Annotated in this window: 24 protein-coding genes; 12 read left to right on the top strand and 12 right to left on the bottom strand. The window is 64.6% G+C overall.

Features of this window, described 5'->3' with window-relative positions:
• Positions 1–133 precede the first annotated feature (133 nt).
• From JF290_RS06920 to plsY, 5 genes are read left to right on the top strand one after another with little or no spacing between them, the layout of a single operon-like run.
• The gene (locus JF290_RS06920; RefSeq protein WP_199024115.1) at positions 134–1,081 is read left to right on the top strand and encodes an aspartate carbamoyltransferase catalytic subunit; all 948 of its coding nucleotides are present in this window, start codon (positions 134–136) and stop codon (positions 1,079–1,081) included.
• Positions 1,078–1,611 (top strand): hypothetical protein, encoded by a 534-nt coding sequence (locus JF290_RS06915; protein ID WP_199024114.1) that lies wholly within the window; start codon positions 1,078–1,080, stop codon positions 1,609–1,611. The genes JF290_RS06920 and JF290_RS06915 overlap by 4 nt, the downstream gene beginning before the upstream one ends.
• Positions 1,608–1,997, top strand: coding sequence for a hypothetical protein (locus JF290_RS06910; RefSeq protein WP_199024113.1), 390 nt, complete (start codon positions 1,608–1,610; stop codon positions 1,995–1,997). The genes JF290_RS06915 and JF290_RS06910 overlap by 4 nt, the downstream gene beginning before the upstream one ends.
• On the top strand, positions 1,994–3,307 hold the full coding sequence (pyrC, locus tag JF290_RS06905; RefSeq protein WP_199024112.1) for a dihydroorotase: 1,314 nt from the start codon (positions 1,994–1,996) through the stop codon (positions 3,305–3,307). Before JF290_RS06910 ends, pyrC begins: the two co-directional genes overlap by 4 nt.
• Complete coding sequence (gene plsY / locus JF290_RS06900; protein ID WP_199024111.1) at positions 3,307–3,915, top strand: glycerol-3-phosphate 1-O-acyltransferase PlsY; 609 nt, start codon at positions 3,307–3,309, stop codon at positions 3,913–3,915. Before pyrC ends, plsY begins: the two co-directional genes overlap by 1 nt.
• Positions 3,916–3,951: 36 nt before the next feature.
• Here plsY and JF290_RS06895 read toward each other — a convergent pair whose 3' ends face one another.
• The 3 genes from JF290_RS06895 to JF290_RS06885 form a co-directional block, all read right to left on the bottom strand.
• Entirely contained in the window at positions 3,952–5,322 is a 1,371-nt protein-coding gene (locus tag JF290_RS06895; protein WP_199024110.1) for a glutamate--cysteine ligase, read from the bottom strand.
• 62 nt (positions 5,323–5,384) lie between these two features.
• On the bottom strand, positions 5,385–5,912 hold the full coding sequence (locus JF290_RS06890) for a hypothetical protein (protein WP_199024109.1): 528 nt from the start codon (positions 5,910–5,912) through the stop codon (positions 5,385–5,387).
• 39 nt (positions 5,913–5,951) lie between these two features.
• Positions 5,952–6,680 carry a 16S rRNA (uracil(1498)-N(3))-methyltransferase gene (locus JF290_RS06885; RefSeq protein WP_199024108.1) on the bottom strand — a complete coding sequence of 243 codons (729 nt, stop codon included), beginning with the start codon at positions 6,678–6,680 and terminating at the stop codon, positions 5,952–5,954.
• A 12-nt stretch (positions 6,681–6,692) separates the two neighbouring features.
• Between JF290_RS06885 and ubiA the strand changes: the two genes are divergently transcribed.
• From ubiA to JF290_RS06870, 3 genes are read left to right on the top strand one after another with little or no spacing between them, the layout of a single operon-like run.
• A complete protein-coding gene (ubiA, locus tag JF290_RS06880) occupies positions 6,693–7,655 on the top strand; it encodes a 4-hydroxybenzoate octaprenyltransferase (protein ID WP_199024107.1) in 963 nt (320 codons plus the stop codon).
• A 58-nt stretch (positions 7,656–7,713) separates the two neighbouring features.
• Entirely contained in the window at positions 7,714–9,648 is a 1,935-nt protein-coding gene (locus tag JF290_RS06875) for an OmpA family protein (RefSeq protein WP_199024106.1), read from the top strand.
• Positions 9,635–9,967: a hypothetical protein gene (locus JF290_RS06870; protein ID WP_199024105.1), complete on the top strand. Its 333-nt coding sequence runs from the start codon at positions 9,635–9,637 to the stop codon at positions 9,965–9,967. The genes JF290_RS06875 and JF290_RS06870 overlap by 14 nt, the downstream gene beginning before the upstream one ends.
• A 25-nt stretch (positions 9,968–9,992) precedes the next feature.
• Here the strand turns inward: JF290_RS06870 and JF290_RS06865 are convergent, their stop codons facing one another.
• The 9 genes from JF290_RS06865 to JF290_RS06825 form a co-directional block, all read right to left on the bottom strand.
• Entirely contained in the window at positions 9,993–10,430 is a 438-nt protein-coding gene (locus tag JF290_RS06865; protein ID WP_199024104.1) for a molybdenum cofactor biosynthesis protein MoaE, read from the bottom strand.
• A 2-nt stretch (positions 10,431–10,432) separates the two neighbouring features.
• Positions 10,433–10,681 (bottom strand): molybdopterin converting factor subunit 1, encoded by a 249-nt coding sequence (gene moaD / locus JF290_RS06860; protein WP_199024103.1) that lies wholly within the window; start codon positions 10,679–10,681, stop codon positions 10,433–10,435.
• Positions 10,678–11,343 carry a CDP-diacylglycerol--glycerol-3-phosphate 3-phosphatidyltransferase gene (gene pgsA / locus JF290_RS06855; RefSeq protein ID WP_199024102.1) on the bottom strand — a complete coding sequence of 222 codons (666 nt, stop codon included), beginning with the start codon at positions 11,341–11,343 and terminating at the stop codon, positions 10,678–10,680. The genes moaD and pgsA overlap by 4 nt, the downstream gene beginning before the upstream one ends.
• A 130-nt stretch (positions 11,344–11,473) precedes the next feature.
• Entirely contained in the window at positions 11,474–13,351 is a 1,878-nt protein-coding gene (gene uvrC / locus JF290_RS06850) for an excinuclease ABC subunit UvrC (RefSeq protein ID WP_199024101.1), read from the bottom strand.
• A 293-nt stretch (positions 13,352–13,644) separates the two neighbouring features.
• Positions 13,645–14,424 (bottom strand): SDR family oxidoreductase, encoded by a 780-nt coding sequence (locus tag JF290_RS06845; protein ID WP_199024100.1) that lies wholly within the window; start codon positions 14,422–14,424, stop codon positions 13,645–13,647.
• 28 nt (positions 14,425–14,452) lie between these two features.
• Positions 14,453–15,400: a calcium/sodium antiporter gene (locus JF290_RS06840; RefSeq protein WP_199024099.1), complete on the bottom strand. Its 948-nt coding sequence runs from the start codon at positions 15,398–15,400 to the stop codon at positions 14,453–14,455.
• Positions 15,401–15,568: 168 nt separating this feature from the next.
• The gene (locus tag JF290_RS06835) at positions 15,569–16,366 is read right to left on the bottom strand and encodes a S49 family peptidase (RefSeq protein ID WP_199024098.1); all 798 of its coding nucleotides are present in this window, start codon (positions 16,364–16,366) and stop codon (positions 15,569–15,571) included.
• A 120-nt stretch (positions 16,367–16,486) separates the two neighbouring features.
• Positions 16,487–17,248, bottom strand: a complete 762-nt coding sequence (locus JF290_RS06830; protein WP_199024097.1) for an ABC transporter permease — start codon at positions 17,246–17,248, stop codon at positions 16,487–16,489.
• Complete coding sequence (locus JF290_RS06825) at positions 17,245–18,174, bottom strand: ABC transporter ATP-binding protein (RefSeq protein ID WP_199024096.1); 930 nt, start codon at positions 18,172–18,174, stop codon at positions 17,245–17,247. The genes JF290_RS06830 and JF290_RS06825 overlap by 4 nt, the downstream gene beginning before the upstream one ends.
• A 168-nt stretch (positions 18,175–18,342) precedes the next feature.
• Here JF290_RS06825 and JF290_RS06820 point away from each other — a divergent pair, with 168 nt between their 5' ends.
• From JF290_RS06820 to paaC, 4 genes are all read left to right on the top strand, one after another.
• Positions 18,343–19,323 carry a DMT family transporter gene (locus JF290_RS06820; protein ID WP_199024095.1) on the top strand — a complete coding sequence of 327 codons (981 nt, stop codon included), beginning with the start codon at positions 18,343–18,345 and terminating at the stop codon, positions 19,321–19,323.
• A gap of 263 nt (positions 19,324–19,586) precedes the next feature.
• Positions 19,587–20,564: a 1,2-phenylacetyl-CoA epoxidase subunit PaaA gene (gene paaA, locus JF290_RS06815; RefSeq protein WP_199024094.1), complete on the top strand. Its 978-nt coding sequence runs from the start codon at positions 19,587–19,589 to the stop codon at positions 20,562–20,564.
• Positions 20,561–20,899 (top strand): 1,2-phenylacetyl-CoA epoxidase subunit PaaB, encoded by a 339-nt coding sequence (gene paaB, locus JF290_RS06810; protein ID WP_199024093.1) that lies wholly within the window; start codon positions 20,561–20,563, stop codon positions 20,897–20,899. Before paaA ends, paaB begins: the two co-directional genes overlap by 4 nt.
• Positions 20,899–21,657, top strand: coding sequence for a 1,2-phenylacetyl-CoA epoxidase subunit PaaC (gene paaC, locus JF290_RS06805; protein WP_199024092.1), 759 nt, complete (start codon positions 20,899–20,901; stop codon positions 21,655–21,657). The genes paaB and paaC overlap by 1 nt, the downstream gene beginning before the upstream one ends.

Here is a 21,657-nt window from a genome sequence, read left to right as displayed (position 1 = left end):
GCACGAAAACCTCCACCGCGTCTTTCCGGTCAAATATCGCCAGATTCCGTCCCGTCTCGCACACCGGGTGCCCGGGCTTCTTGCCGGCCCTCTAGCAGCCTCCTATAAGGCGGTGATCATCACCGGAGCGCCCATGTCCTTTCTCCATCGCCACCTGCTGGGAATCGAACAGCTTGGCCCGCAGGACATCACCACGATCCTCGACCTGGCCGAAGACTACGTGACGCTGAACCGTCAGTCGGCCAAGCATTCCGACGTGCTGGCGGGCCTCACGCAGATCAACATGTTTTTCGAGAACTCGACCCGCACCCAGGCCTCCTTCGAGATCGCCGGCAAGCGGCTCGGTGCAGACGTGATGAACATGGCGATGCAGGCAAGTTCGATCAAGAAGGGCGAGACTCTGATCGACACCGCCCTCACGTTGAACGCGATGCACCCCGATCTTCTGGTGGTGCGCCATCCGCAATCGGGCGCGGTCGACCTGCTCGCGCAGAAAGTCAATTGCGCGGTCCTGAATGCCGGCGATGGGCGGCACGAACATCCGACCCAAGCGCTGCTCGACGCGCTCACGATCCGCCGCGCCAAGGGGCGGCTGCACCGGCTGACGGTGGCGATCTGCGGCGACATCGCCCATTCGCGCGTTGCACGCTCCAACATCCTGCTGTTGGGCAAGATGGAGAACCGCATTCGGCTGATCGGCCCGCCGACCCTGATGCCCAGCCAGATCGAGCAGTTCGGCGTCGAAGTCTTCGACGACATGCATGCGGGTCTCGCCGATGCCGACGTGGTGATGATGCTGCGCCTGCAACGCGAACGCATGGATGGCGGCTTCATTCCGTCCGAGCGCGAGTATTACCATCGCTTCGGCCTGGACCTCGAGAAACTGGCCCTCGCGAAACCGGATGCGATCGTGATGCATCCCGGGCCGATGAACCGCGGGGTCGAGATTGACGGCACGCTCGCGGACGACATCAACCGCTCGGTAATCCAGGACCAGGTCGAGATGGGCGTCGCCGTGCGCATGGCTGCGATGGAGCTTCTGGCCCGCAACCTGTTGTCCAGCCGCCCGGACGCCGCATGACCCAACCTCTGATCATCCCCGCCAACGAGACCGGCAAGGTCCGGGTGTTCGAACTGAACATGCCCGAGGACTGCGCGGAGGACCTGCGTCAGCCGGGCGGTCCGGACGGGGTGCTCGGCGTGTTGCAGGTCGATCCCGCCTATGTCGAGATCTTCCCGGTCGAGGATCTCGAACAGCTGGGCCTCGCGGGCTATCTCGTCGAAGGCTGCGGCATCCCCGCCGAGCAGGTCGCGCCGGACCGCGCCAGGCTCGAGTCGCTGAAAGGCCACGTCATGCTGGTGCTCAGCCGCGCCTTCGGGGGGCGTGCCGTGACTCTGCACCCGACCTCCGACATCCGACTGGTCGCCACCTACGAGGAACCGCCGCTCGACTGGACCGCCACGCCGATCGAGACCGCCAGCGCGCGGCCCAACACGGATGCGCCGCGCTCGCCCCGCGCCGCGCGACAGCGCGCTCGCCAGATCGGTGGCGGAATCTTCGCGGCGTTCATGTTGCTGATCGCGGCGGTCGTCTACCTGGTGCTGCGATGAGCGGCACCGTCGTGCGTTTTCCGGCCGACCGCGACGCCTATGTACAAAGCCACGTCAAGCTGGCCGCCTTCGCCATGGCGGCGGCGATGCTGATCCTCTGGCTGCTGGGAGATCCCCACATCTGGACCGGCGCGGTCGCGGGGCTGGCGGCAATTGCCTTGCGCGGCTGGTACATGGCCTCCGAACAGTTGTCGCAAGTCTGGGAGCTTCAGGACGATGCGCTGGTCGGCCCAATGGGACAGCGCGTTCCGCTGGCACAGATCGCCACCCTGCGGAGCATGGCCAGTTTCGTGCAGGTCGTCACGACCGATGGCCACAAGCACCTGATCCGCTACCAGGCCGATCCTGCAGCGACCATCGCCGCGATAGAAAAGGCGCGTCCATGACTGTTCAACTCTTCATCAACGCCCGCCTGATCGACCCCGAGGCCCGGACCGACCAGCCCGGCATGCTGCTGGTCAGTAACGGAGCAATCGCGGCCCCGCCCGAATCGGCCGAGACGCCCGCGGCAATCGCAAACGCGCTCAAGTTGCCACCCGGGACGCTCGAGGTGATCGACTGCAACGGCAAGTGCCTCGCCCCGGGCATCGTCGATATCGGCGTCAAGGTCTGTGAACCCGGCGAGCGGCACAAGGAAAGCTATCGTTCGGCCGGGCTGGCCGCTGCCGCGGGCGGTGTCACGACCATGGTGACGCGACCCGACACGGTCCCGGCGATCGACAGCCCGGAAACGCTGGAATTCGTGACCCGGCGGGCGAATGCCGCCGCGCCGGTCAACGTGCTGCCGATGGCCTCCCTGACCAAGGGACGCGCCGGGCGCGAGATGACCGAGATCAGCTTCCTGATGGATGCCGGTGCCGTCGCCTTCACCGATTGCGACCACGTGGTGCAGAACACCAAGGTCTTCGCCCGTGCCCTCACCTATGCGCGCGCGCTCGGAGCGCTGGTGATCGCCCACCCGCAGGAACCGATCCTGTCGGATGGCGCCTGCGCAACCTCGGGCAAGTTCGCCTCGCTCAGGGGACTGCCCGCAGTCTCGCCGATGGCCGAGCGGATGGGGCTGGACCGCGACATCGCGTTGCTCGAGATGACCGGGGCGCGCTATCACGCCGACCAGATCACCACTGCCCGTGCTCTGCCCGCCCTGCAACGCGCCAAGCGCAACGGGCTGGACATCACGGCAGGTGTCAGCATCCATCACCTGACGCTGAACGATCTGGACGTCGCCGATTACCGCACCTTCTTCAAGGTCAAGCCGCCGCTGCGCGCCGAGGACGACCGGATCGCGGTGATCGAGGCGCTGCGCGATGGGCTGATCGACATCATCAGCTCGATGCATACCCCGCAGGACGAGGAATCCAAACGCCTGCCGTTCGAGGAAGCCGCGAGCGGCGCGGTGGCGCTTGAAACACTGCTGCCCGCGGCGATGCGGCTCTTCCATGCCGGGCAGGTCGACATGCCGACGCTTTTCGCCGCGCTGTCGCTGAACCCGGCCAAGCGCCTCGGCTTGCCCTGTGGCCGGCTTGCCCCCGGTGCGCCCGCAGATCTCGTGCTGTTCGATCCGGATGTGCCCTTCGTGCTCGACCGCACGACGTTGCGCTCGAAGTCACGCAACACGCCCTTTGACGGCGCCCGGATGCAGGGGCGCGTGATCGCAACCTATGTCGCCGGCGCGCCGGTCTTCAGGAGAGACTGATGCCGACCTTCGACTCCACCGCCTTCGAACTGATCCTCTGGGGCCTCCTCGGCTACGGGCTCGGCTCGATCCCCTTTGGCATGATCCTCGCGAGACTCATGGGACTCGGAAACTTGCGCGCGATCGGATCGGGCAATATCGGGGCGACCAACGTGCTGCGCACCGGCAACAAGCTGGCCGCAGCGCTGACCCTGCTGCTGGATGGCGGCAAAGGGGCCGTGGCGGTGCTGCTGGCACGCGGCTTTGCCGGCGAGGACGCGGTGCAACTGGCCGCGCTGGCCGCCTTCCTCGGCCATTGCTACCCGGTCTGGCTGGGGTTCCGCGGTGGCAAGGGCGTCGCGACCTTCCTCGGCATCTGGCTCGCGCTCGCCTGGCCTGTGGGCGTCGCCTGCTGTGCGACCTGGCTCGCCGCGGCAGCGGTCAGCCGCATTTCCTCGATGGGAGCGCTGGCGGCGGCCGCCTTCTCGTCGATCTGGGCAGTGATGCTCGGCCACGGCACGGCGCTGGCGTTGAGCATCGTGTTGACGCTGCTGATCTTCTGGCGGCACCGCGAAAACATCGCTCGCATTCGTGCCGGCACCGAGAGCCGCATCGGCCAGAAGGGGTGACGGCCCAACCCCGAGTCGGGATCGGGCGCGCAGGGTTCAGTAGCTGAAATCCCCGTAGATCCGGCTCAGATCGCCGTTCCAGTCGCCGTTGTAGCGCTGCAGCAACTCGTCAGCCGGCACCTGGCCGGTTTGGATGCTGTCGCGGAGCGCATTCAGGAAATGTGTCTCGTCGGGGACCATGCCGCCCGCGCCGGGACAGGCGCGCGCGTTGAGCCCCGCATCGGCGATCGCCACGACCTCGCGCGCAAGATCGTGCATGCGGACGGACCCGACCTCGGCCTGAAGCCCCTGTTCACTCGCCGCGACGCGCAGCGCCTCGCGGGTCTCGGCATCCCAGTCCTTGACCAGGTCCCAGGCCGCATCCAGCGCGCCCTGATCATACATCAGCCCGACCCAGAACGCCGGCAAAGCACAAAGCCGACGCCAAGGCCCGCCATCCGCGCCGCGCATCTCGATGAACTTCTTGATCCGTGCCTCGGGAAACAGCGTCGTCAGGTGATCGGCCCAGTCGCTCAACTGAGGTTTCTCACCTGGCAGCGCTGGCAACTCGCCTTTCAGGAAATCGCGGAAGGATTGTCCCAGCGCATCGACATACCTGCCGTCGCGATAGACGAAATACATCGGCACATCGAGCGCGTATTCGACCCAGCGCTCGAACCCGAACCCGTCTTCGAAGACGAAGGGCACCATGCCGGTGCGGTCCGCATCTAGGTCGCGCCAGACCCGCGACCGCCAACTCTTGTGACCATTCGGCTTGCCGTCGAGGAACGGTGAATTGGCGAACAGGGCCGTCGCCACCGGTTGCAGGGCGATCGCGACCCGCAGCTTCTGCACCATGTCGGCCTCGGAGGCGAAATCGAGATTCACCTGCACCGTGCACGTGCGCCGCATCATGGTCGTGCCCATGGTGCCGACCTTCTGCATGTAACTGTCCATCAGCTTGTAGCGCCCCTTGGGCATCAGGGGCATGTCCTCGTGCCGCCAGATCGGCGCAGCGCCAAGACCGATGAAGCCCACGCCCACCTTGTCGGCCACGTCCTTCACTTCGCGCAGGTGTTCGTTCACCTCGTCGCAGGTCTCGTGGATGGTTTCGAGCGGCGCGCCGGACAGTTCGAGCTGTCCGCCGGGTTCGAGCGAGACGTTCGCGCCGTCCTTCTCCAACCCGATCAGATTGCCGCCTTCCTCGACAGGCGCCCATCCATGCGCGTCGCGCAATCCTTCGAGCACGGCCCTGACAGAGCGCGGGCCGTCATAGGGGATCGGCTTCAGCGTGTCCTTGCAATAGCCGAACTTCTCATGCTCGGTGCCGATGCGCCAGTCCTGCTTCGGCTTGCAGCCATCCGCCAGGTATTCGGCAAGCTGTTCGTGCCGTTCGATCGGTCCGCCGCCGGACTGGGGAATGGACATTGCTCGCTCCGATCCTTCCGTGTCGCATTGGCGGTCAGAAGTGCGGCGAATTGGCCGGGGTGTCAATCCAGCCTTTGGTGGTCGCGGCGCGTGCCATGACGTTCCCAGATCACGACCGGGTGTGCTGCACGTCCGCGCAGCTCGGCCAGCATCCTCTCTGTGCGGATACCGGGCAACGCGGCGAACACGTCAAACAGCACATCGGCCCCCTCGGCATTGACCGGGATGGCCAGCGCGGGTGCGCCGGGTTGCTCGAGCAGCCAATGCGCCGGGTGGGCGGTCGGATCGAGCACCAGCCGCGCCAGTTCGCCTGCGGCCACGGTGCCGCCATCCAGCGGCCCGAAATAGGTGATCTGGCCTTCGTCCACCTGCACCACGCCCGGCCCGCCGTCGCCGGCCCGGAACCGCGCTCGCTGCAGCCCGACGACACAGAGCGCAAGGCCAGCAAGGCAGAGCGCCCCGCCGACCCATCCCAGCAAGCCGCCCGGCCCGATGGCCCACCACAGGCCAAGGCAGGATACCGCCGCGCCGCTCAGGACTTCGCGCCACCGCCAGAGACCGGCGCGCGCTTCCGGGCGGATGAAACTCACGATCGTTCCTGCGCCAGCGTCGCGCGACGACATGCAAGATCAGTCACGCCAGTCTCCCAACGCCTGTTGCCAAAGGGTCAGCGCGGCCACCGCCGCCGTGTCGGCGCGCAGAATGCGCGGGCCCAGGCTGACCGACTGTGCGAACTGTGCGGACGACAGGCGCTCACGCTCATTCGGGGAAAAGCCGCCTTCGGGCCCAATCAGGACCGCCCACGGCTCTCCCTTTGATCGCGTCTCGAAATCCGACGACGGGCCGGCCAGAGATTCGTCGCAGAACAGCAGGCGGCGCTCCGGCGGCCAGTCCGCCAGCAGTCGGTCCAGCCGGATCAGGTCGGCGACCTCGGGCACGAACGTGCCGCCGCATTGCTCCGCCGCCTCGACCGCATGGGCCCGCAGCCGGTCCTGCCGGATGCGATCCGCGTTGGTGTATTCAGTTTGCACCGGGACGATCCGCGCCACCCCCATCTCGGCGGCCTTCTCGACGATGAAATCGGTCCGGGCCTTCTTGATCGGGGCGAAGATCAGCCAGAGATCGGGTGGCAAGCGCAGATCGGCGGTGCGTTCGACGCATCGAAGCGCCCCGCCCCGCTTGCCAGCCTCGCTGACCTCGGCCCGCCATTCCCCGTCGCACCCGTTGAACAGCAGGACCGGCGCGCCCACCGCCTGGCGCATCACGCCGAAGAGGTAATGCGCCTGGTCCCGGTTCAAAGGAACCGTTTGCCCCTCCCCCAACGGGTGCTCTACATACAGCCTGATCTTTGCAGTCATGAAAGCTTACATATGCAAGGCAACGCCCCAACACCAGACGGTCAGGTCGCAGATGCGCCCGCAGACAACTGGGTCGACCACTACGCTCCGGCAGAGACCCGGCCCTATCTGCGCCTGTCGCGGGCGGACCGCCCGATCGGAACCTGGCTGTTGCTGCTGCCCTGCTGGTGGGGCCTGACACTCGCGATGCTGGCGGACCAGTCGCCGCGATGGGAAGATGCGTGGATCGCCATCGGCTGCGCCATCGGCGCCTTCCTCATGCGTGGCGCCGGCTGCACTTGGAACGACATCACCGACCGCCACATCGACGGCAGCGTAGCGCGCACGCGATCCCGTCCGATCCCGTCGGGTCAGGTCAGCCTGCGCGGGGCGATCCTGTGGATGTGCGTGCAGGCGTTGCTGGCCTTCGGAATACTGCTGACGTTCAACCGGGCCGCCATCGCGCTGGGGGTTCTGTCGCTGCTGCTGGTGACGATCTATCCATTCGCCAAGCGCTTCACATGGTGGCCCCAGATCTTTCTGGGCCTCGCCTTCAACTGGGGGGCGGTGATGATCTGGACCGCCCATGCGGGCAGCCTCGGCTGGCCGGCCGTCGTGCTCTATCTCGCGGGCATCTGCTGGACCGTGTTCTACGACACGATTTATGCGTGCCAGGACACCGAGGATGACGCTTTGATAGGTGTGAAATCCACCGCGCGCCTGTTCGGCGACGACACGGCGAAATGGCTGAAGTATTTCCTCGCCGCCACTGTCGCGCTGATGGGCCTCGCCGTGATCCTGGCGGTGCAGCCGACCGGATCGTTCATGGCGCTGGTGCTGGCTCTGGCCGGGCCTTGGGCCATGGGTTGGCACATGGCCTGGCAATTGCGCGGGTTCGATCAAACGGACGACGCCAAGATGCTGCAGCTGTTCCGCGCCAATCGAGACACCGGCCTGATTCCGCTCATCTTCTTTGTGCTCGCCCTGTTCGTCTGATTGAACCCCGTGGCCCGGACAGGTATGAACCGGCCATCCAACACGAAGCCGGCACCGCATGAAACTGTCCTCGCTCTTCTTTGTTCTGATCAGCTTCCTGTGTGGCGCGGCGCTGAGTTTCGTGGCGGCCGGGTTTGCCGTGACGGCGGTCGAGGATGGTTCGGAAATCGCTGTGCGCGAGGTTCTGGACACCACTGGCCATGACTGGGCCGAGGTCGAGGCCGACGGCTTGCAGGTGATCCTGACCGGGACCGCACCGACCGAAGCCGCGCGGTTCGACGCGGTCAGCCAAGTCGCCACGCAGGTCGACGCGGCGCGGATCATCAACGCGATGGAGGTGACCCCTTCCGCCGGTATCGCGGCCCCAAGATTCTCGCTCGAAATCCTGCGCAATGACAGTGGCATCTCGATAATCGGTCTGCTCCCCGCCGCCACCGACCGCGAGGAACTGATCGGGCGATTGGCCGAGATCGCGGATCCGGACCCGGTCACCGACCTGCTGGACATCGCCGACTACCCCGTTCCACCCGGGTGGGAGGATGCGCTGGCGTTCTCGGCTATCGCGCTCGACCGCTTGCCGCGGTCGAAACTGTCCGTCGAGGCGGGCCTCGTGAGGATCACCGCGCTGTCCGAGACCCCGGAAGCCAAGGCCGAACTTGAACAGCAGTTGAGCCGCGCCGCACCGCCGGGCCTGCGGATCGGGCTCGACATCTCGGCGCCGCGCCCGGTCATCACGCCCTTCACGCTGCGGTTCCTGATCGACGACAAGGGCGCCCGGTTCGACGCGTGCTCGGCCGACAGCGAGAAGACGCGCAGCCGAATTCTCGACGCGGCTTTCAGGGCCGGCCTCTCGGGCAACGAGGTCTGCACCATCGGGCTCGGCGTGCCATCGCCCAATTGGGCGCGAGCAGTCGAAGTGGCGATCGGCGCGGTGGCCGAACTTGGCGCGGGATCGGTCACCTTCGCAGATGCCGACGTGACGCTGGTCGCCGCGCAGGAGACGAATCCCGCGATCTTCGACCGGATCGTCGGAGAGCTTGAAACCGCGCTGCCGGACGTCTTCGCCCTGCACGCGGTACTTCCCGAACCGGAAAACCGTGCGGATGGAGGGCCGCCCGAATTCGTCGCCACCCTCAGCCCCGAGGGCCTCGTGCAGCTGCGCGGACGCCTGAATTCGGGCGACCTGCGACGTGCGGCGGACAGCTATGCCAAGGCGCGGTTCGGAACCGACAGCGTCTACACGGCGACCCGTCTGGTCAACGACCTGCCGCCGGATTGGGCGGTGCGGGTGCTGGCTGGTCTCGAGGCGCTGTCCCTGCTCAGCCAGGGTGCGGTCGTGGTTTCGCCCGAAACCGTCGTGGTGCGCGGTGTCAGCGCGCGCGAGAACGTCAACGCGCGCATTTCCGGCCTGCTGTCGGACAAGCTGGGTGAGGCCGAAACCTTCGAACTCGACGTCGCCTATGTCCCGCCACCACCGCCGGCCGACATTCCGCCCACTCCCGAGGAATGCGAAGCCGAACTGGTCGCGATCCAACAGCAGAGCAAAATCCAGTTCGAACCCGGCTCGGCCACCATCGCGGAAGAGTCGCGCGGCACGATGGACGACATCGCCGAGGTCCTGGATCGCTGCGGCGAGATCCGGCTCGAAATCCAGGGGCACACCGACAGCCAGGGCCGCGAATCGATGAACCAGCAACTCAGCCAGGCCCGCGCGCAATCGGTGCTGAACGAATTGCGCGCCCGGCGGGTGCTGACCGCCAGCTATGTCGCGGTTGGTTATGGCGAAACCACGCCGATCGCCACCAACGATACCGAAGAAGGCCGGGAAGAGAACCGGCGCATCGAATTTCGCCTGATCCGGCCGGAACCGATCCCGGAAACGCAAACCACGCTGGACGCGGTTGCCGCCGATCCGGTGGAAGATCAGGATGGAGAGGCCGACGCAGGGTCGCCCGACGCTCCCGAGGAAGGATCGGACAATGAACAGAACTGAGTTCATCATCGCCACCGCCGTTATCCTGTTCGTGGCTTTCGCCACCGGATGGTTCGCGAACTGGTTGCTGCACCGGTTCACCCGCGTGCGCCAGAGCGACGTGGCCGATCTCGACCGGATGAGCCAGGAACTGCATGAGGCAGAGGAAACCCGCGATCAGGCGATCACCTACATGCAGCAGCGCGAAGCGGACCTGACAAACCAGCTGACCCAGACCGAGGCAGAGTTGCGCGCGGCCATGGAAGGCCTGCGCGAGGCGCGTCACGAAGCCGAAGAATTGCGCGGCTATGTCGACCGCATGAAGGCCGGGCGCAGCTGACAGGCCTGCCTGACGAACTGCAAGCCTACCACCGGCCGAGCGCGTCCTCGTCCTCATCGCGGGCGGCGACCCAATCCGCGCCGCGCGTACCGATCTCCTTCTTCCAGAAGGGCGCGCGGGATTTCAGGTAGTCCATCAGGAACTCTGCCGCTTCGAACGCGTCCTTGCGGTGGCGCGCGGCGGTTGCGACCATCATGATCTGCTCGCCGGGAACAAGCCGACCGTGGCGGTGGATCACGAGAACGTCGTCCAGCGACCAGCGCGTGCGGGCCTCCTCCGCGATGGCGGTCAAGGCGGATTGGGTCATCCCGGGATAGTGCTCGATCTCCATCGCCTGCAGATCGCCCTCCGCCGTGTTCCGCACGACGCCGGTGAAGGTTGCGATTGCGCCGGTATCCGCGCCGCCGAAGTCCCGGACTTCGCCCAGCCCGTCGAAGGGCGCCTCCTGAACGACGATGCGCATCGTCAGCCCCCGGTCATCGGCGGAAAGAAGGCCACCTCGCGCGCTCCGGCGAGCGGAGCGTCGAAATCGCTCAGCTCTTGGTCGATCGCGACGCGCAGCGCCGACAGGTCTGCGAAGGCCGCCTCGTAGCGCTCCTCGCGCCCGCGCAGTTCCTCGACGAGTTCGGCAACCGTGACGGCCGACGTTTCCACTGTCTCGCGCGGCAGCCCGACCCTTTCGCGCACCCAGGCGAAATACAGAACGTCCATCATCGCACCTCCTTCAGAAACGGCAGTGCCTTGCGGAAATAATCGTAGCCCGTCAGCAGGGTAAGTGCCGCCGCCAACCACAACAGCCACAGGCCGATGCGTCCGGCCCATTCCATGCCCGCCATCTTCCAGCGCAGCCCGTGGAGATCCGGCTGCGCCCCGGTGAGCACATCGTTGAACACCTGAGGGTCCATCCCCCATGCCGCGATGCCAAGGTAGTGCTCGAAAATACCCTGCGCGAAGAGCACGGATATGGCCACCATCTGGGCCGTCGTCTTCCACTTTGCCAGCGGCGTCACCTTGAGCACCCCGGCCGTGGTGCCAAGATACTCGCGCAGTCCCGAGACAAAGACCTCGCGGAACAGAATGACGGTCGCCGGCAGCACCAACCAGGGCGACATCGAAGAGTACCCGACGATCACCATCAGCGCGATCACCACCATCGCCTTGTCGGCGATCGGATCTAGCATCGCACCCAGCTTCGTCTCCTGCTTCCACGCGCGGGCGAGATAGCCATCGAACCAGTCCGTCACCGAGGCCGAAACGAAGAGGAGCAACGCGAACCAATCGGCATAGGGACGGTGGAAATACAGGAACATCACGGCCAGACCCGGCGCCGCGAACAGCCGAAGCACAGTCAGGATATTTGGCAGGTTCCACCTCATGCACGGACCCTACCCCGCGGGTTTGGAACATGAAAGCGCATGTTCGCGCCAACGCCATGCAGAAGCGCCGATTTGGGTTGCACGCAACGCCACCGACGGAAGCATCTCGCACCAGTCGGCAGCGGCCGGCTCAGCCCTGGTCATGAAAGAAATCATAGATGGTTTCCGCCAATGTCCCGGAAATGCCATCCACCGCCTTGAGATCGGCGAGGTTGGCGCGGCTGACCGCCTTGGCACTGCCGAAATGCGCCAGCAGCGCGCGTTTGCGGGTGGCTCCGACACCGGGGATGTCGTCCAGCGGCGTGGCGCCGATGGACTTGGCGCGCTTGGCGCGGTGGGTGCCGATGGCAAAGCGATGTGCCTCGTCCCGCAGGCGCTGGATGAAGTACAGCACCGGATCGTTGTGGCGCAACGCGAAGGGACGCCTGCCGGGACGGTAGAATTCCTCCTTGCCGGCGTCCCGATCGACTCCCTTGGCCACGCCGACCATAGGAATGTCTCCAACCCCGCGTGCGGCCATGATCTCGGCCACCGCGCTCACCTGCCCGGCGCCACCGTCGATCAACAGCAGATCGGGCCATTGCCCCTTGCTGCGATCCGGGTCGTCCTTGCTGAGGCGCGCGAAGCGGCGCGAGAGAACCTCCTTCATCATGCCGAAATCATCGCCCGGAGTCAGGTCCTCGCCGCGGATGTTGAACTTGCGATAGCTGTTCTTCATCAGGCCCTCGGGGCCGGCCACGATCATGGCGCCGACCGCGTTGGTGCCCTGGAAATGGCTGTTGTCATAGACCTCGATCCGCTGCGGCGGCGCGTCGAGATCGAAGGCCTCGGCCAAGCCGCGCAGCAGCTTAGCCTGAGTCGCGCTCTCGGACATGCGGCGGGCGAGCGATTCGCGCGCGTTGCGCAGGGCTCCGGCCACGAGTTCGGCCTTCTCGCCCCGCTGCGGCACGAGGATCTCGACCTTTCGCCCCGCCTTGCCGGCCAGTGCCTCGGCCATCAGGTCTTCGTTCTCGATCGCATCCGACAGGATCAGTTGCCGGGGCGGCTCCTTGTTGTCGTAGAACTGGCCGAGAAACGCTTCCATCACCTCCGCTGCGGCCACGTCGGGCCCGACACGGGGATAGAAATCGCGGTTGCCCCAGTTCTGGTTGGCACGGATGAAGAACACCTGCACACAGGCCTGTCCGCCATCCAGGTGCAGCGCGATCACATCGGCCTCGGAGACGCCGCGCGGATTGATCCCTTGGCTCGACTGTACCTGGGTCAGCGCGCGGATGCGGTCACGAAGACCGGCGGCGCGTTCGAATTCCATCGCCTCGGAAGCCTCGGCCATCTGCGCCGCAAGGTCTTCCTGCACCCGGGTCGAGCGGCCAGACAGGAACCGCTCGGCGTCGCGCACGCTTTCGGCATAGGCCTCGGCACTGATCAGGCCGGTGCAGGGGGCCGAGCAGCGCTTGATCTGGTAGAGCAGGCAGGGCCGGGTGCGGCTGTCGAACATCGCGTCCGAGCAGTTGCGCAACAGAAAGGCCTTCTGCAGCTGGTTCAGGGTGCGGTTGACGGCGCCGGCACTGGCGAAGGGTCCGAAATACGCGCCCTTTTCCTTCTTGGCGCCGCGATGCTTCTTGATCTGCGGAAAGGCGTGATCCTTGGCGACGAGGATGTTGGGAAAGCTCTTGTCGTCGCGCAGCAGGACATTGTACTTGGGCTTGAGTTGTTTGATCAGGTTCTGTTCAAGCAGCAGCGCTTCGGTTTCGGTGCGCGTGGTCAGGAACATCATGCTGGCGGTTTCGCGGATCATCCGGTCGATCCGACCGCTATGCCCTCCCGGTCGGCTGTAATTGGACACGCGCGCGCGCAGGTTGCGCGCCTTGCCGACATAGAGAACACGGCTTTCTGCATCCAGCATCCGGTAGACACCCGGAGAACTGTCCAGCGTTTTCAGGTAGCCCTGAATTCGCCCATATCCGGTTCCCCCGTTCTCGGGAGTTGCGTCGCTGCGGTCACTCATGGGGAACAGATATGATTCTCGGTCTGGGGCTGCAATCTTGCACCGGCGGGTTCAAGACCAAACAAATCCACGGAAAGTGTGGATAAGTCTGGCGATATCTTTGGGGGCTGTCGGATTTTCCGTTAGATTCAGGCGCTTTCTCCGATTTGCATATTTTTTAGGCAAATCCTCAAGCCCCTGTTTTCAAATGAAATTTTCTTTTTCTTCGCGCAAGCCAATGATAAACAAGACTATTTTGTAACGCATTGGTAACACAACCGCGACCGGTGCAAAACTTGACCCGGGGGCACCTCTTATTCGGTCCCAACCACGTCGGGAGTCTGCCATGCGAGATGCTGACCGCCGTCCACGCAGAGCATCTGTCCGGTCACGGACGGCGCGTCGAGCAAGTAGCCGAGCGCCGCCGTGATGTCCGCCGGACTCGCGCCGCGGGCGAGCGGTGTAGCGGCGCGCTGTGCGGCGAACTGGACCGGCGTCTGGCGCCCGCCCCGCAATGTCGGGCCCGGTCCGATCGCGTTGACCCGCAGCGCCGGGGCGAGCGCCTGCGCCGCGGTCTGCGTCAACGTCCACAGCGCGGACTTGGCGAGCGTGTAGGTGGTGAAATCCGGGGTCAGCTTGCGCACCCGCTGATCGATCATGTTGACGATCAGACCGGCAGCGAGCGGTTCGCCCTGATCGTCGATCACCGGGTCCAGCCCCTGGGCCGCCATCGCCTGCGTCAGCACGAATGGCGCGCGCAGGTTGCTGCCCATGTGGCGATCCCAGCTGTCCCGGGTTGCGGTCTCTATCGTGTCGAATTCGAAAATGGAGGCGTTGTTGACCAGGCAGGTGATCGGCCCGCCAAGCCGGTCGACCGCCGCCTGGAACAGCTCGGTGGTCTGCTCATCCTCAAGAAGGTCAGCGCCGAGTGCAAAGGATGCCCGCCCCAGTGCGCGGATCTCGGCCGCGACGCTCTCCGCGGCCTCAGCGGAGTGGGCATAGTGCACGACGACATCATGGCCACGATGCGCGAGGTAAAGGGCCATAGCGCGCCCAAGGCGATGCCCGGCACCGGTGACGAGGCTGCGTGTCATTGGACTGTTCTCTTCTGCCGCGATGAACTCAGGTCAGTATGATCGCAACATAGACCAGATAGAGCGCGGTCAAGACGAAACCCCAGATGCGGGTGATATCGACACGGAAGAACACGAACGGGATAAGCATCAGCGATGCGCCCAGCATCACCCAGAGGTCGAAGCGCAGGAACGAGGGATCGACGGGAATGGGGCCGAAAAAGGTCGCGACGCCGACGATAGCCAACAGGTTGAACATGTTGGACCCGATCACGTTGCCGAGTGCCACGTCCGCCTGCCGGCGCAGCGCCGCCATGACCGTTGTCGCAAGTTCCGGCAACGAAGTTCCGACGGCCACGAGCGTCAAGCCGATCACCGTGTCGCTGACCCCGTAGGTCTGCGCGATGAGGGACGCGTTCTCGACCAGGACATGCGCCCCCAGCGGCAGCCCGACCAGACCGAGCGCGAGGTAGAACGCCACACGCCAATAGGGCATGTTCGGGTCGGCTTCCTCGATCTCCTCCAGCTCGGCGGTCTCGCCGGCCTTCTGGTGAGCGCGAGCGTCCCGGAAGGCATCCGCAAGCACCAGCGCCAGCATGGCGAGCAGGATCAGACCGGTGCCGAAGGTGAACACCCCACGGAAGGCGAGGGCAATGAACACGACCGACGCGGCCAGCATGATGACGTAAGTCTTGCGCGTGTGGCATTCGCTCGTGTGCAGAGGGGAAAGCAGCGCCGGAATCCCAAGAACCAGAAGGATGTTTGCGGTGTTGCTGCCCACAACGTTGCCGAGCGCAATGCCCGGTGCGTTGTCCTGCACGGCGCTGATCGCGATGAGAAGCTCGGGCGCCGAGGTTCCGAAGGCGACGATGGTCAGGCTGACGATCAGTGCCGGCACGCCCAATCGCAGGCTGAGATTCACGGCCCCCCGCACCAGCGCATCCCCGGCCAGCAGGAGGATGACCAGTCCGAGCCCCGAGAGCAGCCATTCCGTCATCCACGCCCTCCGTGGCCGCAGGAGCACGGCCCCTTGCCGATGCGATACCGACCGCACCCCGGACACTTCGCCGAAGCAAGTTTCCTGCTGCCCGGAAATCGCAGCTTTCCGAACATCGCGAGCACTGCGATGGCCACAAGGAACAGGGAGACGATCTTGACAATCACGTCACAGGCCGAACCGGGAAAACGCCGCGCGTTCTTCGAAACCGGCCACCGCGTCGTCGACGATCTGCGTACCGAACCGCGCAAGGAAAGGGCGGCGCAGGGCGTATCTGCGGAACTGCACCTTGTCACCGAAGCGGGCCTGCATCTTGGGCTTGAGATGCCCGATCCCGTCGATCAGACCCAGGTCGGCGGCGCGGCGGGCCAGCCAGAACTCGCCGTTGAAGATGTCCTGTGTGGTGTCGAGCTTGTCGCCGCGGCGGTCCTTGACGTGGGCGATGAAGTTGTCGTGGATATCTCCCAGGATCACCTTGAGCCGGGCGACGTCTTCCTCTTTCTCGGGTTGAAAGGGATCAAGCGTGGATTTCGACTTTCCGGCCGTGTAGACGCGCCGCTCCACGCCCTGCCGGGCTAGGAACACATGTGCGCCGAACCCGGCCGAGATCACGCCGATGCTGCCGATGACAGAGCTGTCGTCGGCCCAGATCTCGTCAGCCGCCGCGGCCAGCCAGTATCCGCCGGACGCCGCGACATCCTCGACGAAGGCGGCGACCGGCACTTTGGTCTCCTCCGACAGGCGTCGGATGCGTGACCCGATCAACGAAGACTGCACCGGCGAGCCGCCGGGGGAATTGATCTCGAGAGCGACCATGTCGGGCTTGCCCTTGCGAAAGGCTTTCTCGAGCAGGGGCGCGATGGCGTGGTCGTTCAATCCGCCGCGCGTCGCCATTCCGATGGCGCCGGTGAGACGAACCACCGAGACGACCGGCGCGTTCTTGACGAAGGGGATACGCAGTTTCATGCGATCCGATGTAGAACGCCGCTCTGCGACAAACAAGGCGTCGGCATGGCTTGAAACGCGCGCGCACCACGATTGACCTTGCGTCAGGGTATATTTGCCACGGGCCACGATCGCGCCGGTTCAGGCGCGAATGCGCCATCCCGTCTTGAAGATCCACCAGATGAAGCCGAGGCAGAGCGCCGTGAACCCGGCGATTGCCAGAAGGCTCAATCCGATCGGAACGTCGGCAAGACCGAAGAACGACCACCGGAACCCAGAGATGAGGTAAACGACCGGGTTGAACAACGTGATCGTCTGCCAGACCGGCGGCAGCATGGAGATCGAATAGAACGACCCGCCGAGAAAGATCAGTGGCGTCACGATGAGGAGCGGAACCAGCTGCAACTGCTCGAAATTCTCCGCCCAGATCCCGATGATGAACCCCATCAGCGCAAAGCTGAGGCATGTCAGCAGCAGGAAGAGCACCATCGCAAGCGGATGTGCAATGGTCAGGTCGACGAAGAACTGTGCTGTGAACAGGATCACCACACCGATGAACAAGGCCTTCGTGGCAGCCGCGCCGACATATCCGAACACGATCTCGAGGAAATTGACCGGTGCGGACAGCAATTCATAGATCGTGCCGGTGAACTTGGGAAAGTAGATGCCGAAGGACGCGTTCGAGATCGCCTGCGTGATGACCGACAGCATGATCAGTCCCGGAACGATGAATGCACCATAGCTGACCCCCTCGACCTCGTCGATGCGACTGCCGATCGCCGCGCCGAAGACCACGAAGTACAGCGAGGTCGAGAGGACCGGTGACAGGAAGCTCTGCATCAGGGTGCGGAAGAACCGCTGCATCTCGAACTTGTAGATCGCCCAGATTGCCGTCCAGTTCATGCCGGCTCTCCATCGACGAGGTCCACGAAGATGTCTTCGAGACTGCTTTGCCGCGTTTGCACGTCGCGCAGCACCAGACCGGCTTCGGCGAGGGCGACGAGGAGTCCGGTGATCCCGGTCCGCTCGCCGTGGGTATCATAGGTATAGACCAGGCTGTCACCGCCCTCCCCCAGCTTGACGTCGAAGCGCGCCAACGACTCGGGGATCGCCTTGATCGCCTCGCCCAACTGCACCTCGATCTGCTTCTTGCCCATCTGTGCCATCAGCGTTTCCTTGTCCTGCACCAACAGCAACTCGCCGTGCGTGATCACCCCGACCCGGTCGGCGATGGCCTCGGCCTCCTCGATGTAGTGCGTGGTCAGAATGATCGTGACGCCATCGGCCTTGAGGTCCGCGACCGTGTCCCACATGTCCTTGCGCAACGCGACGTCGACGCCGGCAGTCGGTTCGTCGAGGAAGAGGATGCGCGGCTCGTGGCTCAACGCCTTGGCGATCAGAACGCGTCGCTTCATCCCGCCTGACAGGGCGGTGATCTGCGTGTCCTTCTTGTCCCAGAGCGACAACTTGCGCAGCACCGACTCGATATGCGCATCATTGCGTGCCTTTCCGAACAGCCCGCGTGAGAACCGCACGGTGTTGATGACCGTTTCGAATGGCTGCAGCGCGATTTCCTGTGGGACAAGTCCGATCATGGCCCGCGCTGCGCGGTAGTCGGCCTGGGTGTCATGCCCGTCGACGGTGACGGTCCCACTGGTCGGAGTCACCATACCGCAAATGGTAGAGATCAAGGTCGTCTTGCCCGCGCCGTTCGGACCCAGCAAGGCGAGGATCTCGCCGCGCTCGATCGTGAGCGACACGCCTTTGAGAGCCTTGAAGCCGTCATCATAGGTCTTCTTCAGGTCCGTGATGGTCAGGATTGCAGTCACAGCATCTCTCCTCTCTCCCGAGGACCCTAGCTGCGCGCGAACCGCCCCGCCAGAGCCGGCCTGCACATTGGGGGCTGCGGCAGCGCGCAGGTCGCGTATGGACAATGAAGGCTCCTGTGATAGCGAAAGGGAAAGAAGCGGAGCATGCCGCCCAGCAGGAGATCGTCAATGACAGCGCCCTCGCTTGACCGCTCGACCGCCGGCATCCTGTTCGTTCTGGCCGGAATGGTCGCGATTTCGATCAACGACATGCTGATCAAGCAGTTGTCCGGCGGCTATCCCCTGCACCAGATCGTCTTTACCCGGTCCGCGATCGGGCTGATCTTCAGCCTGGCCCTCGTGCAGATGGAGGGCGGCTGGTCGATCCTCAAGACGCGCCAGCCGGGCGCGCATATCCTGCGCTGCCTGCTGGTGATCGTTTCGAACATGGCCTTTTTCGTGGCCCTCGCCGTGATCCCGCTGGCCGATGCCACCGCGCTGTTTTTCGCCGCACCGCTGTTCATCACGCTGCTGTCGATCCCGATCCTGGGCGAGAAGGTCGGCCCGCTGCGGATCGGGGCGGTTCTGGTGGGGTTCGCCGGGGTTCTCATCATGCAGCGCCCTTGGGCTGCGGCCGAGTCGCTCGACGCCAATCGACTCGTTTTGCTGCTGCCAGTCTTCGCCGCGCTGACCTATGCGATCATGCAGCTGATGACCCGCAAGCTGGGCGCGACCAGCAAGGCCTCGGCCCTGTCGGTTTACATCCAGGCGATGTTCATCCTTGTGTCGCTCGGCTTCTGGCTCGTGGCCGGAGATGGACGCTTCGCCGAAGGCACCGACTCACCCAGCATAGAGTTCCTGCTCAGGGCCTGGATTCGGCCCGCACCGGAGGATTGGCCGATGTTGATCGGTCTGGGCCTGAACTCGGCTGTAATCGGCTATTGCCTGGCGCAAGCCTATCGCCTCACGGACGCGGCCACGGTGGCCCCTTTCGAATACGCGCTCTTGCCGATGGCCGTGGTCTGGGGCTGGCTGATCTGGTCCGAACTGCCGGATCCGGCGGTTTGGCTGGGCATGATCTTGATCGTCGGGTCGGGACTGTTCGTGTTCCTGCGGGAAAAGCAGAAGGCCCGCCGTGTCGCGCGCGCCGCGATCAAGGCGCGATACTGACCCGGAAAGGTTTGGGTTGTCTTCACGCGGCGCCGGAGCTTGTACGAAGACAGATTTGCCAGGCAAAACGTTACCAAATTTCTTGTGATCTCGAAATTTGTAACTTTTTCTTGTAGGGAATCGGCGTCCGCAATATACCGACCAGGCGGTCAGCAATGTTGTGCGGGAATGCGACGCCGGGACTACCCGTGGCGGGAGGCTATGTGGTAACATTTCCAGGCGATGCGTAGATCGCGGCCCTGACGCGACGAAAGGAGCGACCAATGTATGCACAGATGGTGAAGTCGGAAGCGACGCAGGAAGACCCCGAAAAGCTGGCGACGTTCCAGGCGCGGATCGATGCCGGCGAGAAGATTGAACCGAAGGACTGGATGCCCGCCGGCTATCGCAAGACATTGATCCGCCAGATCGGCCAGCATGCGCATTCCGAAATCGTCGGCCAACTGCCCGAAGGCAACTGGATAACCCGCGCGCCGACGCTCGAGCGCAAGGCGATCCTGCTGGCCAAGGTGCAGGACGAGGCCGGGCACGGGCTGTATCTCTACTGCGCGGCGGAAACGCTGGGCGTCAGCCGCGATGAGCTGACCGAGATGCTGCTGGATGGCCGCATGAAGTACAGTTCGATCTTCAACTACCCGACCCTGACCTGGGCCGATATGGGCGCGGTCGGCTGGCTGGTCGATGGCGCGGCGATCATGAACCAGGTGCCGCTGCAGCGAACATCCTTCGGCCCTTATTCCCGCGCGATGATCCGCATCTGCAAGGAAGAAAGCTTCCACCAGCGCCAGGGCTACGACATCATGATGAAGATGGCCCGGGGCACGCCCGAGCAGAAGCGCATGGCGCAGGATGCGCTGAACCGCTTCTGGTATCCGTCCCTGATGATGTTCGGACCCTCCGACAAGGACAGCGTGCATTCGGCACAGTCGATGGCCTGGAAGATCAAGATGAACACAAATGACGAGCTGCGTCAGAAGTTCGTCGATCAGACCGTGCCGCAGGCCGAATATCTTGGCCTGACCGTACCTGACGAAACCCTGACGTGGAACGAGGAGAAGGGCGGTTATGACTTTGCCGAACCTGACTGGAAGGAGTTCTTCGAGGTGATCCAAGGCAATGGCCCCTGCAACACCGAACGCCTCGCCGCGCGGAACAAGGCGTGGGACGACGGCAAGTGGGTGCGCGACGGGCTTCTGGCGCACGCCGAGAAACGCAGCATGAGAAAGATCGCAGCAGAATGAGCTCTCCCAATTCCGCATATCCCGACACGCCCGAAACGCAGACCCGGCCCAAGCGTCACGAATGGCCGCTGTGGGAAGTGTTCATCCGTGGCCAGCACGGCATGAGCCACCGCCACGTGGGCTCGCTGCATGCGCCGGACGAAGAGATGGCGATCAAGAATGCCCGCGATGTCTATACCCGCCGCAACGAAGGCGTCAGCATCTGGGTGGTCGAGGCCCGCCATATCGCGGCGTCCTCGCCGTCTGAAAAAGGCCCGCTTTACGAGCCCTCCGAAAGCAAGGTGTACCGCCACCCGACCTTCTTCGACATTCCCGACGAAGTGGGAGCGATGTGATGAGCGATGACGCGCTGTTCGAGTTTCTCTGCCGCATGGGAGACAACACGCTGGTGCTGGGGCACCGGGTCAGCGAATGGTGCGGTCATGCGCCGGTGCTGGAAGAGGATATCGCGTTGGCCAACACCGCGCTGGACCTGATCGGTCAGACCCAGATGTGGCTGGGCCTCGCGGGCGAGATCGAGGGCAAGGGACGCAGTGCGGACGACCTCGCGATGCGGCGCGACGTCTGGGATTTCCGCAACATCCTGCTGGTCGAACAGCCCAACGGCGATTTCGGCCAGACCATGATGCGGCAGTTCCTGTTCGACCTCTGGCACCTCGAGATGCTCAAGGCGCTGAGCGGATCGTCCCATGACCGGGTCGCGGCGATCGCGGCCAAGTCAGTGAAGGAGGTGCAGTATCACGTCGAACGCTCCGGTGACACGGTGATCGGGCTGGGCGACGGAACTTCCGAAAGTCACCGCCGCATGCAGGCCGCGCTCGATCTGCTGTGGCCCTATGTCGGCGAGATGTTCGTGCCCGACCACATCGACGCGCAAATGTCCGAGGCCGGGATCGCGCCCGACCCGGGCGAGTTGCGTGCGACCTACGATGCCCGCCTCGCCGAAGTGATGACCGAAGCGACCCTGACGATCCCCGACAGCGGGTTCGCCCACAAGGGCGGCAAGAGCGGCATGCGCCATTCCGAACATCTCGGGCACATGCTGACGCAGATGCAATGGCTGCAAAGGGCCTATCCGGACGCGACCTGGTAG

Source organism: Sedimentitalea arenosa, from assembly GCF_016428585.1.
GTDB lineage: Bacteria > Pseudomonadota > Alphaproteobacteria > Rhodobacterales > Rhodobacteraceae > Sedimentitalea > Sedimentitalea arenosa.
Note: the sequence above shows the minus strand (reverse complement) of the source record. Positions and strands in the feature narration are given on the sequence as shown.

Excerpts from the sequence above, each read along its gene's own strand:
- JF290_RS06920 (WP_199024115.1), top strand. The coding sequence starts at position 134 with ATGTCCTTTCTCCATCGCCACCTGCTGGGAATCGAACAGCTTGGCCCG.
- JF290_RS06915 (WP_199024114.1), top strand. The coding sequence starts at position 1,078 with ATGACCCAACCTCTGATCATCCCCGCCAACGAGACCGGCAAGGTCCGG.
- JF290_RS06910 (WP_199024113.1), top strand. The coding sequence starts at position 1,608 with ATGAGCGGCACCGTCGTGCGTTTTCCGGCCGACCGCGACGCCTATGTA.
- pyrC (WP_199024112.1), top strand. The coding sequence starts at position 1,994 with ATGACTGTTCAACTCTTCATCAACGCCCGCCTGATCGACCCCGAGGCC.
- plsY (WP_199024111.1), top strand. The coding sequence starts at position 3,307 with ATGCCGACCTTCGACTCCACCGCCTTCGAACTGATCCTCTGGGGCCTC.
- JF290_RS06895 (WP_199024110.1), bottom strand. The coding sequence starts at position 5,322 with ATGTCCATTCCCCAGTCCGGCGGCGGACCGATCGAACGGCACGAACAG.
- JF290_RS06885 (WP_199024108.1), bottom strand. The coding sequence starts at position 6,680 with ATGACTGCAAAGATCAGGCTGTATGTAGAGCACCCGTTGGGGGAGGGG.
- ubiA (WP_199024107.1), top strand. The coding sequence starts at position 6,693 with ATGCAAGGCAACGCCCCAACACCAGACGGTCAGGTCGCAGATGCGCCC.
- JF290_RS06875 (WP_199024106.1), top strand. The coding sequence starts at position 7,714 with ATGAAACTGTCCTCGCTCTTCTTTGTTCTGATCAGCTTCCTGTGTGGC.
- JF290_RS06870 (WP_199024105.1), top strand. The coding sequence starts at position 9,635 with ATGAACAGAACTGAGTTCATCATCGCCACCGCCGTTATCCTGTTCGTG.
- JF290_RS06865 (WP_199024104.1), bottom strand. The coding sequence starts at position 10,430 with ATGCGCATCGTCGTTCAGGAGGCGCCCTTCGACGGGCTGGGCGAAGTC.
- moaD (WP_199024103.1), bottom strand. The coding sequence starts at position 10,681 with ATGATGGACGTTCTGTATTTCGCCTGGGTGCGCGAAAGGGTCGGGCTG.
- pgsA (WP_199024102.1), bottom strand. The coding sequence starts at position 11,343 with ATGAGGTGGAACCTGCCAAATATCCTGACTGTGCTTCGGCTGTTCGCG.
- uvrC (WP_199024101.1), bottom strand. The coding sequence starts at position 13,351 with ATGAGTGACCGCAGCGACGCAACTCCCGAGAACGGGGGAACCGGATAT.
- JF290_RS06845 (WP_199024100.1), bottom strand. The coding sequence starts at position 14,424 with ATGACACGCAGCCTCGTCACCGGTGCCGGGCATCGCCTTGGGCGCGCT.
- JF290_RS06840 (WP_199024099.1), bottom strand. The coding sequence starts at position 15,400 with ATGACGGAATGGCTGCTCTCGGGGCTCGGACTGGTCATCCTCCTGCTG.
- JF290_RS06835 (WP_199024098.1), bottom strand. The coding sequence starts at position 16,366 with ATGAAACTGCGTATCCCCTTCGTCAAGAACGCGCCGGTCGTCTCGGTG.
- JF290_RS06830 (WP_199024097.1), bottom strand. The coding sequence starts at position 17,248 with ATGAACTGGACGGCAATCTGGGCGATCTACAAGTTCGAGATGCAGCGG.
- JF290_RS06820 (WP_199024095.1), top strand. The coding sequence starts at position 18,343 with ATGACAGCGCCCTCGCTTGACCGCTCGACCGCCGGCATCCTGTTCGTT.
- paaA (WP_199024094.1), top strand. The coding sequence starts at position 19,587 with ATGTATGCACAGATGGTGAAGTCGGAAGCGACGCAGGAAGACCCCGAA.
- paaB (WP_199024093.1), top strand. The coding sequence starts at position 20,561 with ATGAGCTCTCCCAATTCCGCATATCCCGACACGCCCGAAACGCAGACC.
- paaC (WP_199024092.1), top strand. The coding sequence starts at position 20,899 with ATGAGCGATGACGCGCTGTTCGAGTTTCTCTGCCGCATGGGAGACAAC.